The sequence below is a fragment of the Bradyrhizobium embrapense genome, assembly GCF_001189235.2.
In the GTDB taxonomy this organism is placed as follows: Bacteria; Pseudomonadota; Alphaproteobacteria; order Rhizobiales; family Xanthobacteraceae; genus Bradyrhizobium; species Bradyrhizobium embrapense.
In genome coordinates this window covers 23,484-37,781 of the sequence record NZ_LFIP02000012.1, presented here as the reverse complement: position 1 = coordinate 37,781, position 14,298 = coordinate 23,484, and the positions used below count along the sequence as shown (strand labels likewise).

Sequence of the window (14,298 nt, the reverse complement as noted above, 5' to 3'; positions counted from 1 at the left end):
GGAGTCGCGGCGCACTGGATACCCCCGCTTTCGCGGGGCATGACGGCAAGTGAATGCAGCGAGCGCTCACGAGCGCAACGAAGGACAACGGCATTGTTCGACAATCTGTCGGAACGGCTTGGTGGCATTCTCGATCGTCTGACGGGGCGCGGCGCGCTCACCGAAAAGGACGTCGATGCCGCGATGCGCGAGGTGCGCCGCGCGCTGCTCGAAGCCGACGTCGCGCTCGAGGTGGTCCGCAGCTTCATCGACCGGGTCCGCGAACAGGCGATCGGCGCCACCGTCGTCAAGTCGGTGACCCCGGGCCAGATGGTCGTGAAGATCGTCCACGACGAGCTGGTCGCCACGCTCGGTTCCGACGGCCAGACCATCGACATCAATTCCGTGCCGCCGGTCCCGATCATGATGGTCGGCCTGCAAGGCTCCGGCAAGACCACCACCACCGCCAAGCTCGCGCGCCGCATGGTCCAGCGCGACAAGCGCAAGGTGCTGATGGCCTCGCTCGACGTCTACCGCCCGGCGGCCATGGAGCAGCTCGCGGTGCTCGGCCGCGACCTCGATATTCCGACGCTGCCGATCGTCGCCGGCCAGATGCCGCCGCAGATCGCGAGGCGCGCGCTGGAGGCCGGCAAGCTCGGCGGCTACGACGTCGTGCTGCTCGACACCGCCGGCCGCACCACGCTCGACGAAGACATGATGAAGGAGGCGGCCGAGATCAAAGCCGCCGCCAACCCGCATGAGGTGCTGCTGGTCGCGGATAGCCTCACCGGCCAGGACGCGGTCAATCTGGCGCGCTCGTTCGATGAGCGCGTCGGCCTCACCGGCATCGTGCTGACGCGCGTCGACGGCGATGGCCGCGGCGGCGCCGCGCTGTCGATGCGCGCGGTCACCGGCAAGCCGATCAAGCTGATCGGCACCGGTGAAAAGACCGATGCGCTGGAAGACTTCCATCCGAACCGCATCGCCGGCCGCATCCTCGGCATGGGCGACGTCGTCTCGCTGGTCGAGAAGGCCGCGGCCAATATCGACGCCGAGAAGGCCGCGCGCACCGCCGAGCGGATGCGCAAGGGTCAGTTCGACCTCAACGACATGCGCGAACAGCTGCAGCAGATGGCGAACATGGGCGGCATCGGCGGCCTGATGGGCATGATGCCCGGCATCTCCAAGATGAAGAACCAGATCGCCGCCGCAGGGATCGACGACAAGATCATCAAGCGCCAGGTCGCGATCATCGATTCGATGACGCGGCAGGAGCGGAAGAATCCGGACCTCCTGAAGGCGAGCCGCAAGAAGCGGATCGCGGCCGGCGCCGGCCAGAGCGTCGAGCACGTCAACAAGCTGCTGAAGATGCACCGGAACATGGCCGACATGATGAAGGCCATGGGAAGCGGCAAGCGCGGCCCGCTCGCCGGCATCGCGCAGGCGATGGGTTTCGGCGGCGGCATGAAGCCGCCCTCGCCCGAGGAGATGAAGGCGCTCGCCGAGAAGATGCAGGGCGGCGCCGGCGGCGGTCTGCCGAGCCTGCCGAAGGATTTGCCGGCCGGGCTGCGCGGCGGCCTGCCGAACGTGCCGGGCCTGACCGGCCTTTCCGGCAAGCCGATGCTGCCGGGGCTCGGCGGCTTCCCGGGCAAGAAGAAATGAGGAATTCGTCGCGACGGCTCGCACGCAGCCGGCGCGACGCGGAATGCCAATCAATCGAACACATCGACCTTTGAAGGAGAACTAAATGTCCGTTGTTATCCGCCTCGCTCGCGCAGGCACCAAGAAGCGTCCGGTCTATCACGTCGTCGTCGCCGACTCGCGCTTCCCGCGTGATGGCCGCTTCATCGAGCGTCTCGGCCACTTCAACCCGCTGCTGCCGAAGGACAACGAGGCCCGCCTCAAGCTCGACATGGACAAGGTGAAGGCCTGGCTCGCCAAGGGCGCGCAGCCGTCGGATCGCGTGACCCGCTTCCTCGACGCCGCCGGCGTCGTCAAGCGCGCCGCGCGCAACAACCCGGAAAAGGCCGTGCCGCGCAAGGAGCGCAAGGCGCAGGCCGAAGCCGCCGCCAAGGCCTAAGCGGAACGGCGACCACGGTGACTGCACCGGTCTGTGTCGCCCGTATCGGCGCTGCGCATGGTGTGCGCGGCGCCGTCCGGCTGTGGACCTTCACCGAAGATCCGCTGGCCGTGAAGGATTACGGCCCGCTGATGACCAAGGACGGCACGCGCCAGTTCGAGGTCACGCATGCGCGCGAGGCCAAGGACCATCTGGTGGTGACGCTGAAGGGCGTCGCCAGCCGCGATGATGCCGAACGGCTCAACGGCCTCGAGCTCTATGTTCCGCGCGACCGGCTGCCGGAAACCGACGACGGCGAATACTACCACACCGACCTGATCGGGCTCGCCGCGGTGACCACCACAGAGCAGCCGCTCGGCAAGGTGATCGCGATCCACAATTTCGGCGCCGGCGACATCATCGAGATCGCACCAAAGCAAGGCGCGACGATGTTGCTGCCCTTCACCAACGCCGTGGTGCCGACCGTCGATCTCGACGCCGGCCGCGTCGTGATCGACCTGCCGCAGGAAATCGACGGCGACGATCCGTCGGCAGCCTGATCAAACATTTTTCGTCAGCCAGTCATGCGGCCCTGCTGCTCGAGCCAGTCGCAGAACACCGCGCTATGCGGATCGTTGCTGCGGCCCGCCGGAAAATACGCGAAGTAGCTTCGCGCCGGCAGGCTAACGGCCGGAAACGGCGTCACCAGCCGCCCGGCCGCGAGGTCGTCCGCAATCAGCGCGGTTGGACCCATCGCAACGCCGAGGCCATCGAGCGCGGCCTGGATCGTTAGATAGAAATGATCGAACGTCAGCGAAGCTGCCGGCTCCAGCGCGGAGTGCCCGGCCTCGGTCAACCAGTCGCGCCACAGCCGCGGCATCGACGTGACATGCAGCAGCGTATGCCTGGAGAGATCCGCGATCTCATGCAGCGGCAATTGCGCCGATAGCGAGGGACTGCACACCGGCAATCTCCGCTCCGACACCAGGAAGCGCGACGAGAAGCCATGAAATGTATCCGGACCGCCCCGGATCACGACGTCGAATGTGTCAGGCAGCGCGTCCACCGGATCGTTCGACGTGCTCAAGCGCACCTCGATATCAGGATGCTCGGCGCGAAACCGGCTCATCCGCGGCAACAGCCAGCGCAGGCTGAAGGTCGCGAGCGCATTGACGCGCAGCACCGCCACCACTGCATCGCCGCGCCGCTCGCGATGCTGCTGCACGGCGGCGGAGATCCGGTCGAGTGCCGGAGCGAACTCCGCCAACAACGCCGCACCCGCCGGTGTCAGCACCACGCGCCGCACCGATCGCCGGAACAGCGCCGGCGCGCCGAGCCACTCCTCGAGCAGCCGGATCTGCTGGCTGACCGCGCCATGGGTGACGCTGAGCTCGGCGGCCGCCTCCTTGAAGCTGCCGAGCCGCGCGGCGGCCTCGAAGGCGCGAACCGCATTGAGCGGCGGCAGGCTGCGGCGTGGGACGAACATGACGTCTTAATACCAGATTTTCTAACGTATGATCCGATTATTACTGATTTGTAACAGCGACCGTTCGGGCGCATATTGCGCAGCAAGCCACTCACAAGTCATCGATTTTCGAAGACCTTCTCCAGTGTACAGCCGCTCTATCTTTAGTTTTTCTTGCTTTGGGCGCCAACGATGAGCGCATCCGCGGAAGCCGGCGCATCCCGTTCCGACCATGTCCATGCGCCCCGAACACTGACGGTGACCGGGCTCAACCACGCCCTCCATGACGGCTACACCGACCTGATCTACGTGCTGCTGCCGGTCTGGCAGGCGGAGTTCGCGCTGAGCTACGGCTTGCTGGCGCTGCTGCGCGGGCTCTATGCCGGCGCCATGGCCGGGCTGCAGATCCCGGTCGGGCGTATCGCGGAGCGGATCGACGGCAAGATCATCCTGATCGCAGGCACGGTGCTGTCGGCGCTCGGCTATGTGTTGGCCGGATTGCCCGGCGGCGTCATCGGACTTGGCCTGGCGCTCGCGCTCTCCGGCGCGGGTTCGAGCACGCAGCATCCGATCGCGTCCGCGGCGGTGTCGCGCGCCTACGGCGCGGCGGCGCGCGGCCCGCTCGGCATCTACAATTTCAGTGGCGACCTCGGCAAGGCGGCGATCCCGGCCCTGACCTCGATCCTGCTCGTGATCATGTCGTGGCGGCACACGCTGCTCGTGCTCGCGCTTGCAGGCCTGCTGGTCGCGATCTGCATCGCACTCTGGATGCCGTCGGTCGGCAAGGGCGCAGAGCGCAAGACGGTCGCCGCATCACGCCACGAAGCTACCGGCGGCGGCTTCTACTGGTTGCTCGCGATCGGAATCCTCGACACCGCGGTCAGGATGGGTTTTCTCACCTTCCTGCCGTTCCTGTTGCGCGACAAGGGGGCCTCGCTGCCGACCAACGGCCTCGCGCTGGCGCTGGTGTTCATCGGCGGCGCCGCGGGGAAATTCACCTGCGGCTGGCTCGGCGCGCGCATCGGCACGCTGCGCACCGTGCTCATCACCGAAGGCGGCACGGCGGCGCTGATCCTTGCGGTGCTGGTATTGCCGCTGGCGCCTGCCATCGTGCTGCTGCCGCTGCTCGGCGTGATGCTCAACGGCACCTCCTCGGTGCTCTATGGCACGGTGCCCGAGCTCACACCGCCGCATCAGACCGAGCGCGCCTTCGCGCTGTTCTATACGGGGACGATCGGATCGGGCGCGATCGCGCCTGTCATCTACGGCCTGCTTGGCGACGCGCTCGGCCCGACGCTCGCCACCACCGCGACCGCGCTCACGGCGCTGGCGATCTGTCCGCTGGCCGTCGCGCTTGCGCGGCATCTCGCCGACGACCCGACGGCGGCGTGACGCAAAATGCGGTTTGGCTTGTAGCCCGGATGAAGCGCAGCGCAATCCGGGGCCGCTCTCGCCGCGGATGGTCCGCTCCCGGATTGCGCTGCGCTCCATCCGGGCTACTTATAGCGTTGGTGTCACGGAGCATCCCAATGACAAGCACGCACAAGGCCTGGCGGCTGCACGCCCACAATGATCTTCGCTTCGAGGATGTCGCAACGCCGAGGCCCGCGCCCGATGGCGTCGTAGTCCGGATCGAAGCCGGCATGGTGCTGTCCTATACCAACAAGCTCTTGTCGGGCGCGCTGCCCTACAGCCTGCCGCCGATGCCGTTCGTGCCGGGGACCAACGCGATCGCGCGGATCGTCGCCACCGGCGACAACGTCACGCATGTGCGGAGCGGCGACCGCGTCTTCCTGAGCCCGCATCTGCGCGGCGACGTGCCGGATCGCGATCCGCCGCAGATCCTGATCGGCCTTACCGCGACGGTGACGACGCCGGAGGCGTTCGCGCTGCAGGCACGCTGGCGCGACGGGGTGTTCGCGGAGATCGCGCATTGGCCTGCCGCCTGCGTCACGCCGCTTGCCAATCTCGACGACAGACCGGCGACCGAGTTGATCGGCCTGGCAAAACTGATTGTGCCGTTCGGCGGCTTGCAGCGCACCGGCCTGCGCGGCGGACAGACCATCATCGTCAACGGCGCGACCGGCTATTTCGGCTCGGGCGGCGTGATGCTCGCGGTCGCGATGGGCGCGGGTCGTGTCGTCGCGGTCGGACGCAAACAGGCCGCGCTCGAGCAATTGCGCGATGCGTTCGGCCCGCGCGTCATTCCAGCCGTCGTCACTGGCGATGCCGCCGCCGATCTTGCGATCATCCGCCGCGCCGCCGGTGGCAGCGCCGATGTCGCGCTCGACCTGCTCGGCGCCGCCAAGAGCACCTCGACCACGCTGTCGTCCCTGCGCGCGCTCAGCCGCGGCGGCCGAATGGTGCTGATGGGCAGCGCCGAAGTGCCGCTCGAGCTCTCGTTCCGCGAGATGCTGGCCAATGACTGGGAAGTGGTCGGGCAGTTCATGTACGATCGGACGGCGCCGGGCCAGCTCGCCGGCCTCGCCGCCGAGGGCCTGCTCGATCTGAGCAAGATCAATGTCGCGACATTCAAGCTCGCCGACTTCCGCCGCGCGGTCGACGCCGCCGCAATGATGCAGAGCCTCGACCTCACGGCCGTGGTGCCGTAACCAGAGGCCATGACATCGCAAGAGACCCCGTCCCAGGCGACGCCATGGCGCGCCACCGTGCTGACCCTGTTCCCGGACATGTTTCCGGGACCGCTCGGCGTCAGCCTGGCCGGCAAGGCGCTGGCCAGCGGACTCTGGGCGCTGGAGGCGCGCGATATAAGGGCGTCGGCGACCGATAGGCACCGCAGCGTCGACGGTACGCCGGCCGGCGGCGGTCCGGGCATGGTGCTGCGCGCCGACGTACTCGCGGCGGCAATCGATGCCGCTGATACCGCGCCTGGCCGCCCGCGGCTCTTGATGAGCCCACGGGGTCGGCCTCTGACCCAGGCCCAAGTGGTGGAACTGGCGGCCGGGCCCGGCCCCCTGATCGTCTGCGGCCGCTTCGAGGGCATCGACCAGCGGGTGATCGAGGCGCGGGGGCTCGAGGAGGTCTCGATCGGCGATTATGTGCTGTCCGGCGGCGAGATCGCCGCGATGGCCCTGATCGACGCCTGCGTGCGCCTGTTGCCAGGGGTGATGGGCAAGCATGCCTCGGGAACCGAGGAAAGCTTCTCTGAGGGACTACTGGAATACCCTCAATACACCCGTCCGCAGGAGTTCGAGGGCCGCCAGATCCCTGAAATCCTGATTTCCGGTGATCACGCGAAGGTCGCGGCCTGGCGGCTGGCCCAATCCGAGGCCCTGACGGCAGCCCGGCGGCCCGATCTGTGGGCCCGGAAGGCCGGCCAAAAAACCGCTCCGCGCGGGACAAAAAACACGACAGACGGGTGACAAACCCTGCGCTTTGCCTTATACGGGCGGCCAAATCCGCACCCCGCGCAGGATAGATGGACGTTTGCGCAGCCCGCGAAGGCTGGGCGCGCCGCCGATGGAGATTTCAATGAACCTTATTCAGCAGCTCGAAAAAGAGCAGTTCGACAAGCTCGCCGCCACCAAGACCATCCCGGAATTCGGCCCCGGCGACACCGTCATCGTCAACGTAAAGGTGGTCGAAGGCGAGCGTACCCGCGTGCAGGCCTATGAAGGCGTTTGCATCGGTCGCTCCGGCCACGGCCTCAACGAGAGCTTCACCGTGCGCAAGATTTCGTACGGCGAGGGCGTCGAGCGCGTCTTCCCGGTGATGTCGCCGATGATCGACTCGATCAAGGTCGTGCGTCGCGGCAAGGTGCGTCGCGCCAAGCTGTATTACCTGCGCAACCTGCGCGGCAAGTCGGCCCGCATCGTCGAGAAGCAGGACCGCCAGACCGCCGTCGGCGAGTAACTCTTCCCTTCAGGGAATGTGGTCAAAAGCGCGGGGCCTGCCCCGCGCTTTTTCGTTGCGGCATACCTATCTGATGGACAGGCCCGCGTATCGACCGATTGTCGCGGGCGTAAGCCCTGTGTTAGAAATTTAGAATGGTTCCGGATCAAGCAAGCCAGCGCTACCCAAGTCAGAGCTGCCAGCGCGTCGTGATCGACGATCGCTCGCGGCTGCCCGGCCGCTTCTTCGGGCGCTTTGCCACGTCGGCGACATCAGAGCTTAGACCCGCAGCGTAACGCTGCCTGGACGCTCTCGCCTGCCGGCGCGGCCTGCCCGCGCTCGCCGCCATTCACCACCGAATTTCTTCTGGAGCTGAAGCTCATGTCCAAACCGACCACGCTGTACGACAAGATCTGGAACGACCACCTGGTCCACGAGGCCGAAGACGGCACCAGCCTGATCTATATCGATCGCCACCTGGTGCACGAGGTGACCTCGCCGCAGGCGTTCGAAGGCCTGCGCGCGACCGGCCGCAAGGTGCACGCGCCCGAGAAGACCCTCGCCGTCGTCGACCACAACGTGCCGACCACCGATCGCACCAAGCCCAACCCCGACCCCGAGAGCATCGAGCAGATCAAGGCGCTCGCCGAGAACGCCAAGGAGTTCGGCATCGAGTATTACAACGAGTTCGACAAGCGCCAGGGCATCGTCCACGTCATCGGCCCGGAGCAGGGCTTTACGCTGCCCGGCACCACCATCGTCTGCGGTGACAGCCACACCTCGACCCACGGCGCGTTCGGCGCACTCGCGCACGGCATCGGCACGTCGGAAGTCGAGCACGTGCTGGCGACGCAGACGCTGATCCAGAAGAAGGCCAAGAACATGCGCGCGATCGTCGACGGCAAATTGCCCGACGGCGTGACCGGCAAGGACATCATCCTGGCGATCATCGGCGAGATCGGCACCGCCGGCGGCACCGGCTATGTGCTGGAATATGCCGGCGAGGCGATCCGTGCGCTCTCGATGGAAGGCCGCATGACGGTCTGCAACATGTCGATCGAAGGCGGCGCCCGCGCCGGCCTGGTTGCGCCCGACCAGAAGGCGTTCGACTTCCTGCGCGACCGCCCGAAGGCGCCGAAGGGCGCGGCCTGGGATGCCGCGATGCGCTATTGGGAGACGCTGCGCTCCGACGAGGACGCGCATTTCGATCACGAGCTGCGGCTGGACGCTGCCAAGCTGCCGCCGATCGTCACCTGGGGCACCAGCCCGGAGGACGTGATCTCGGTGACCGGCTTCGTGCCCGATCCCGACAAGATCGCGGACGAGGCCAAGCGGCTCTCCAAGCACCGCGCGCTGAAATATATGGGCTTGAGCGCCGGCACCAAGATCACCGACATCAAGCTCGACCGCGTCTTCATCGGCTCCTGCACCAACGGCCGCATCGAGGACCTGCGGGCCGCGGCGAAGATCGCCGAGGGCAAGACCGTCAACGCCAACGTCAACGCGATGATCGTGCCGGGCTCGGGCATCGTGAAGGAGCAGGCGGAAGCCGAAGGCCTCGACAAGATCTTCATCGCGGCAGGCTTCGAATGGCGCGAGCCGGGTTGCTCGATGTGCTTGGCGATGAACCCGGACAAGCTGAAGCCGGAAGAGCGCTGTGCCTCGACCTCGAACCGCAACTTCGAGGGCCGCCAGGGCTTCAAGGGCCGCACCCATCTGGTGTCACCCGCGATGGCTGCGGCCGCCGCGATCGCCGGCCACTTCGTCGACGTCCGCGACTGGCGGTAAGGCAAGCGCGGGAGCTTCGGTTCTGACCCGATCAGAACCGAAGCCCGATTCTCTTCTTTGACGCGTTTTCTTCACGCGAACCGGACTCCACTTCGCTCGAAAACGCTATGGCTTGTCTCAAGCTCGAGCCGTTGTGGAAACGGCTCGTTAACATGACGTACGCACACTGCCTCCTTGCGAAACCAAGTCTTCGCAAGGAGTGCGTGCCGTGGCGGACAAACCCGAATTCGTCGACATGATCAGTGAGGCGACGCGGCAGAAGCGCCGTCGCGCCGCACCACGTATCATCGATCCGCTGCCCGAGGTGAAGGAAACCTCGCGCCTCAGCCACTGGCCGCCGGAGCGCTGGACGCAATGGCGGATGGAAAACCTGACGCCGTGGAAGATAAAGTCCTGGAAGCTGAAGGACTGGGACTAGACTGAAAAACGGGCGCCGTGAGGCGCCCGCTGTCATTTCAGCCCTCACCAATAGACCCGACACGGCCGCCAGTGGTGACGATGGAAGCCGCCGGCGCGATAGCCGACGTGGAATGTCGGCGACGATCGCAACGCCGCCAGTTGCATCACCAGAACGGGCCGAACCCGAAGCCAAAGGTGAACGGCGCCGGCACGGCGTATGGATACGGCCGATAGTAATAAGGCCGCCCGTAATAATAGGAGCCGTACGGCCGGTAATAGGAATAGGGCTGGTAGTACGGCCGGTGATAGGGCCGGTAGCCGCGGTGATAATGGTGACGATGGTAGTGGCGATGATGGCGCTGCGCGCTGAAGTCGGTCGCCTTGCCCGCCGCTTGCTGTTGTGCCGCGACCTGCGGCTTGGCTGACGCCACGGCACTTGCCGATGCCGGCGCCGTCAGCGCCAATGCACAAGCGACCGCGGCAACACCGATCCATCTCATCATGATCAACTCCTGTAGATTGCGATTGATGTCATCTCGGGCGCGCGAATCTGCCGGTTTGATGGCTGGAGCGACAACAGGCCCGCTGCTCACGGGCCTGTGTCTCAACTGCGCTGATACGCCGCGCGATCAGCGGCGCCAGTGGCCTCGATGGCCCCAGCCACGATGGTGTCCACGATCCCAACCATGGTGATGTCCGCGACCCCAGCCACGGTGATGTCCATGGCCCCAGCGTACCTGGGTGGTCGTCTGGTTCGCGTTGTCCTGAACCGCTGCGGCAGTGCCCGGCGTCGCAAGCGACATCGCGCTCGCGCGCTCGGCCGGCACCGCCACAACCAGCACGGCGCCGACGGCCGCGAGCCCCAGAACTTTCATCACCTTCATGAGTTTTCTCCTTGATCCCCTGATGTCACGCCTTGCAACGACGACTCGAGCTTCTTGCCTTGACGCGCTTTCTTCATGCGAACCGGAATCCGCTTCGCTCGAAAGCGCCATGACATGCGAATCGACCCCCGTTGCCGCGACGCAGATCGCAAGCCAAATGCGGGCGACGTGAATGGGATGTGAATGACTGCGCCACTTGGGTGAATGCCGCTGGCGCGCGCAGGTTCCGGCACAGCCGCTGGAATTTTCATGTCCGTGCGTAAAACCGGAATAGACGATGGTCGTATGTTGTAAGGAGCCTCGCACAGGAGATCGCCAATGACACAACATGGCTCGCGCAAATGGTCCACGCTCGCCGCGGCAGTGCTCGCTGGTTCCATGATTTCAATTGATGTCGCGCTGTCCTCGCAAGGACCGGGCGGCGGCAGGGGAACGGCGAGCCATCTCACGCAAATGCTGATGGCGCTCGCGGTCTATGGAACGACAGGAGCGGTCGTCGCGGCTGGACTGATCGGCGCTGTGCGCCAGCGTCACCTCTAGCTGCCGCGCTGCTCGAAGACGAGCTAGCCCGGGCGCCAGAAGCAGTTCATGCGCGGCGTGATCACGGTGCCGCTCGGCCGGTGCTCCTGAACATAGGTCGCGGTGCAATCGCGCACGGCGTTCGGACCGGGATTGTAGCGCGGGATGACATCCGGTTCCCAATGATCGGGGCGCGACCGGTAAATCGGCACGCGCCTCAGCCGGCGGTGCTCGACGACACGCTCGCGCACGACCGGCGCCGGCTCACCGATGCGCGCTTCGGCCGCCGCGCTCTGTGCCCGCGCCTCTCCCGCCGGGAGCGAGAGCCCGACTGCCACCGCCAACAGCGTTGCCGTCACGATCCGTTTCATCACGCCACCCAAGCCCCATTCTTGAGCCCCAATCTTGGGCCGCACGGTCTCCCATTGCACCGCCAAGGTCAACTGCGCTGGCGCCGGCTGAGGCACTCGCGCTAAAGGAGTGTCATGTGGACCACAGAAAAAGCCCCCTCGCTCGCCGAGATGGAGGCCGTGGCGCACGAGATCTTCGAGCGCCTGCCTCCAACGTTCCGGGCCCTCTGCGAGGGCCTGATCATCCGTGTCGACGACTTCCCGACCGACGAGGTGCTCGACGAGATGCAGGCCGAGAGCGAGTTCGACCTGCTCGGCCTGTTTCACGGCATCGGCCTGCCGCAGCAGAGCCATGGCGACGTGGCCCGCCTCCCCAACCTCATCTGGCTCTACCGACGGCCGATCCTGGACTACTGGGCGGAGCACGACGAGACCCTCGGCCACATCGTCCGCCACGTGTTGATCCATGAAATCGGGCACCATTTCGGCCTCTCCGACGCCGATATGGAGGCGATTGAGGCCGATGCGGGCTAGCTGTGCAGAAATGGCCCTTTTACCGGTGTCACATTCGAGATAGATATCCAGCCCCTACCCCCACTTTTTGGCCCGGGAAGAGCACCGATGGACAAGTTCACCACGCTGGAAGGCGTCGCGGCACCGCTGAAGATCATCAATGTCGACACCGACATGATCATTCCGAAGCAGTACCTCAAGACCATCAAGCGCACCGGCCTTGGCAAGGGGCTTTTCTCCGAGCAGCGCTACAAGGATGACGGCAGCGAGAACCCGGATTTCGTCCTCAACCAGTCCGCCTATCGCAATGCGAAGGTGCTGGTCGCCGGCGACAATTTCGGCTGCGGCTCGAGCCGCGAGCACGCGCCCTGGGCGCTGCTCGACTTCGGCATCCGCTGCGTGATCTCGACCTCGTTCGGCGACATCTTCTACAACAACTGCTTCAAGAACGGCATCCTGCCGATCCGCGTGTCGCAGGAAGACCTCGACAAGCTGTTCGACGATGCCGAGCGCGGCGCCAATGCGACGCTGACCATCGATCTCCCCAACCAGGAGATCCGTGGTCCCGACGGCGGCACGGTGAAGTTCGAGATCGACCCGTTCCGCAAGCACTGCCTGATCAACGGCCTCGACGATATCGGCCTGACGATGGAGAAGAAGTCGTCGATCGACAGCTATGAAGCCAGGCTCAAGGAACGCGCCTGGGCCTGAGGCGCATCCGTTCGTCGCGCCCCGGTGCCTTCAGGCGCCGGGGCTTTTCTTTGCGAGATTGTCTCCTCACGAACCTGCTGATGGCTGACGCCCATGCTGCCTGACATCGTCACCTTCTGGCATGGATCGATGGACGCGCTGCGCCGGACCTGTCTGCGCTCGCAGCTGGCCGCCGGGCACAAGGTCACCGTCTACAGTTTCGATCCAATTCCCGGCCTGCCGGATGGCATCGGCAACGCCGAGGCCGAGGCCGTGCTGCCGCATTCGTTCTCGGAGCGGCTGCGCCCGGCCGAGCGCGACGGATCATGGCGCGACTGGACCATCCTGCAGTTCAGCGACTTCTTCCGCATGCGGCTGATGGCGCAGCGCGCCGGGCTCTGGCTCGACGCCGATGTGCTGCTCTTGAAGGGTGTCGAGATCGATCCGGCAAAGCCCTATTTTGCCTGGGAGCGGCCGCGGCAGCTCGGCAACTCCGTGCTGTATCTGCCGCACAACGATCCGATCGTACGCGCATTCGAAGCGCTGATGCAGCAGGACGAGCTCACGCCGGACTGGCTGGCGCTGCGCCACCGCCTGACCTTCGCGATGCGCAAGCTGCGCGGCAAATCCAATCGCCTCTCCGACATCCGCGTCGCGATCTTTGGCCCCGCCGCGCTGACCGCGCTCGCACGCCGCGAAGGCGAGTTACAGCACGCGCTGCCGAAGCGCTCGTTCTATGCGGTGCATGCCGAACCAAGACTGTTCTTCGAGCCGTCGGATATTTCGCGCTACCTGAACGATCCCGCAATCATCGGCCTGCACATCTCGCCGAAAGGACGCGGCAAGGAGGCGCCGATCCCCGGCAGCCTCTATGCGTGGGCGGCGGAGCGCTTCGGCCAAGCCTGAGCGGATTTGATCTGCCGCAAGGCGAGATCGCGCAGAAGGTTTCAGATAGGCGGCCACTCTTTATCGGAGGTGCGCATGACCACAGAAGCCCAGTACCCCGTCGTTGAATATCTGATCGATCTGTTCAGCAACTGGCTGAAGCATCAGCGCGAGCTCGGCGAACTGCGCGAACTGGACGACGCAAGCTTCAGCCAGATTGCGAGCGACTTGCGGATCAGCCCCGAGGACCTCATGGCGCTGGCGCGCCAGGGTCCGCACAGTGCGGACCAACTGCCCATGCTGCTCGAGGCGCTCGGGATCGATCGGGAGAAGCTGGCGCGCGCCGAGACACTGGTGCTGCGCGACATGGAGCGAGTCTGCAGCCTGTGCGGCCACAAGCGGCAGTGCGACCATGATCTCGCTGCCGGCACCTCCGGTGCGTGCTATCAGCAATACTGTCCGAACGCCCCCACGATCGAAGCGCTGGGTGAGGCTGTACGCCACGGCAGATCACCGTCTTGAAGGTAAATCGATGCTGAATCAGCACGCCGTCTGGCGTCACGCATTGCTGATCCTGCTGGTCGGGATGGCGGCGCTCCTGCTGCTGCGCCTGCATCAGGCCAACGGCGCGGAACAGCCTTCGGATAGCATCACGGCCGGGCATCGGCTGGCGGAAGCCTGGTGCATGGAGTGTCATCTCGTCGGCCCGCTCGCGACGGGCGCGAAGAAAGTCCCGCCGGACTTCGCCGCCGTCGCCAACCGGCCTTCAACCACCGTGCTTTGGCTGAAGGTATTCCTGAAAACGAGTCATCCGACGATGCCTAACATCATCATCGGGCCAGGCGAGGCCGACGATCTCGCGAATTACATCATGAGCCTGAAGCGGGACTAGCGCTCGCCGCAGGATCGACGGTC

The 14,298-nt window shown here is 65.7% G+C and carries 19 protein-coding genes; 15 read left to right on the top strand and 4 right to left on the bottom strand.

Translation table 11 applies throughout. The features are described from left to right. Window positions 1-93 precede the first annotated feature (93 nt). From ffh to rimM, 3 genes are all read left to right on the top strand, one after another. Window positions 94-1,641, top strand: coding sequence for a signal recognition particle protein (gene ffh, locus AKN83_RS33865; RefSeq protein ID WP_063695656.1), 1,548 nt, complete (start codon window positions 94-96; stop codon window positions 1,639-1,641). A gap of 85 nt (window positions 1,642-1,726) precedes the next feature. Beyond that, the gene (gene rpsP, locus AKN83_RS33860) at window positions 1,727-2,059 is read left to right on the top strand and encodes a 30S ribosomal protein S16 (RefSeq protein ID WP_050402543.1); all 333 of its coding nucleotides are present in this window, start codon (window positions 1,727-1,729) and stop codon (window positions 2,057-2,059) included. A gap of 17 nt (window positions 2,060-2,076) precedes the next feature. After that, the gene (gene rimM / locus AKN83_RS33855; RefSeq protein ID WP_050402542.1) at window positions 2,077-2,598 is read left to right on the top strand and encodes a ribosome maturation factor RimM; all 522 of its coding nucleotides are present in this window, start codon (window positions 2,077-2,079) and stop codon (window positions 2,596-2,598) included. A gap of 14 nt (window positions 2,599-2,612) precedes the next feature. Here the strand turns inward: rimM and gcvA are convergent, their stop codons facing one another. Then, window positions 2,613-3,524, bottom strand: coding sequence for a transcriptional regulator GcvA (gene gcvA, locus AKN83_RS33850; protein ID WP_050402541.1), 912 nt, complete (start codon window positions 3,522-3,524; stop codon window positions 2,613-2,615). A gap of 171 nt (window positions 3,525-3,695) precedes the next feature. On the opposite strand from gcvA, the gene AKN83_RS33845 reads away from it, so the two are divergent. The 6 genes from AKN83_RS33845 to AKN83_RS33820 all read left to right on the top strand — a co-directional run bounded on the left by AKN83_RS33845 (window position 3,696) and on the right by AKN83_RS33820 (window position 9,561). Beyond that, window positions 3,696-4,895, top strand: coding sequence for an MFS transporter (locus AKN83_RS33845; protein ID WP_050402540.1), 1,200 nt, complete (start codon window positions 3,696-3,698; stop codon window positions 4,893-4,895). 137 nt (window positions 4,896-5,032) lie between these two features. Continuing rightward, window positions 5,033-6,115, top strand: coding sequence for a quinone oxidoreductase family protein (locus tag AKN83_RS33840; RefSeq protein WP_050402539.1), 1,083 nt, complete (start codon window positions 5,033-5,035; stop codon window positions 6,113-6,115). 9 nt (window positions 6,116-6,124) lie between these two features. Then, window positions 6,125-6,886, top strand: coding sequence for a tRNA (guanosine(37)-N1)-methyltransferase TrmD (trmD, locus tag AKN83_RS33835; protein ID WP_050402538.1), 762 nt, complete (start codon window positions 6,125-6,127; stop codon window positions 6,884-6,886). Between the two features lie 109 nt (window positions 6,887-6,995). After that, window positions 6,996-7,376 (top strand): 50S ribosomal protein L19, encoded by a 381-nt coding sequence (rplS, locus tag AKN83_RS33830; protein ID WP_050402537.1) that lies wholly within the window; start codon window positions 6,996-6,998, stop codon window positions 7,374-7,376. A gap of 360 nt (window positions 7,377-7,736) precedes the next feature. Continuing rightward, a complete protein-coding gene (gene leuC, locus AKN83_RS33825; protein ID WP_050402536.1) occupies window positions 7,737-9,143 on the top strand; it encodes a 3-isopropylmalate dehydratase large subunit in 1,407 nt (468 codons plus the stop codon). Window positions 9,144-9,351: 208 nt separating this feature from the next. After that, the gene (locus tag AKN83_RS33820; RefSeq protein WP_050402546.1) at window positions 9,352-9,561 is read left to right on the top strand and encodes a hypothetical protein; all 210 of its coding nucleotides are present in this window, start codon (window positions 9,352-9,354) and stop codon (window positions 9,559-9,561) included. A gap of 145 nt (window positions 9,562-9,706) precedes the next feature. Here the strand turns inward: AKN83_RS33820 and AKN83_RS33815 are convergent, their stop codons facing one another. Together AKN83_RS33815 and AKN83_RS38945 are read right to left on the bottom strand one after the other, a co-directional pair. Beyond that, the gene (locus tag AKN83_RS33815) at window positions 9,707-10,045 is read right to left on the bottom strand and encodes a hypothetical protein (protein ID WP_063695662.1); all 339 of its coding nucleotides are present in this window, start codon (window positions 10,043-10,045) and stop codon (window positions 9,707-9,709) included. A gap of 126 nt (window positions 10,046-10,171) precedes the next feature. Continuing rightward, window positions 10,172-10,426: a hypothetical protein gene (locus AKN83_RS38945; protein WP_083992362.1), complete on the bottom strand. Its 255-nt coding sequence runs from the start codon at window positions 10,424-10,426 to the stop codon at window positions 10,172-10,174. 318 nt (window positions 10,427-10,744) lie between these two features. Between AKN83_RS38945 and AKN83_RS33810 the strand changes: the two genes are divergently transcribed. Continuing rightward, on the top strand, window positions 10,745-10,966 hold the full coding sequence (locus AKN83_RS33810; RefSeq protein WP_050402534.1) for a hypothetical protein: 222 nt from the start codon (window positions 10,745-10,747) through the stop codon (window positions 10,964-10,966). 23 nt (window positions 10,967-10,989) lie between these two features. On the opposite strand, the gene AKN83_RS33805 is transcribed toward AKN83_RS33810, so the two are convergent. Further along, window positions 10,990-11,316, bottom strand: a complete 327-nt coding sequence (locus AKN83_RS33805) for a hypothetical protein (protein WP_050402533.1) — start codon at window positions 11,314-11,316, stop codon at window positions 10,990-10,992. Between the two features lie 114 nt (window positions 11,317-11,430). Between AKN83_RS33805 and AKN83_RS33800 the strand changes: the two genes are divergently transcribed. The 5 genes from AKN83_RS33800 to AKN83_RS33780 all read left to right on the top strand — a co-directional run bounded on the left by AKN83_RS33800 (window position 11,431) and on the right by AKN83_RS33780 (window position 14,275). Then, window positions 11,431-11,829 (top strand): metallopeptidase family protein, encoded by a 399-nt coding sequence (locus AKN83_RS33800; protein ID WP_050402532.1) that lies wholly within the window; start codon window positions 11,431-11,433, stop codon window positions 11,827-11,829. A gap of 87 nt (window positions 11,830-11,916) precedes the next feature. Next, on the top strand, window positions 11,917-12,519 hold the full coding sequence (gene leuD, locus AKN83_RS33795) for a 3-isopropylmalate dehydratase small subunit (RefSeq protein WP_050402531.1): 603 nt from the start codon (window positions 11,917-11,919) through the stop codon (window positions 12,517-12,519). Window positions 12,520-12,612: 93 nt separating this feature from the next. Continuing rightward, entirely contained in the window at window positions 12,613-13,404 is a 792-nt protein-coding gene (locus AKN83_RS33790; RefSeq protein WP_050402530.1) for a hypothetical protein, read from the top strand. Between the two features lie 75 nt (window positions 13,405-13,479). Next, complete coding sequence (locus AKN83_RS33785; protein WP_050402529.1) at window positions 13,480-13,905, top strand: hypothetical protein; 426 nt, start codon at window positions 13,480-13,482, stop codon at window positions 13,903-13,905. A 10-nt stretch (window positions 13,906-13,915) separates the two neighbouring features. Further along, complete coding sequence (locus AKN83_RS33780; RefSeq protein WP_050402528.1) at window positions 13,916-14,275, top strand: c-type cytochrome; 360 nt, start codon at window positions 13,916-13,918, stop codon at window positions 14,273-14,275. The last annotated feature ends 23 nt before the right edge of the window (window positions 14,276-14,298 follow it).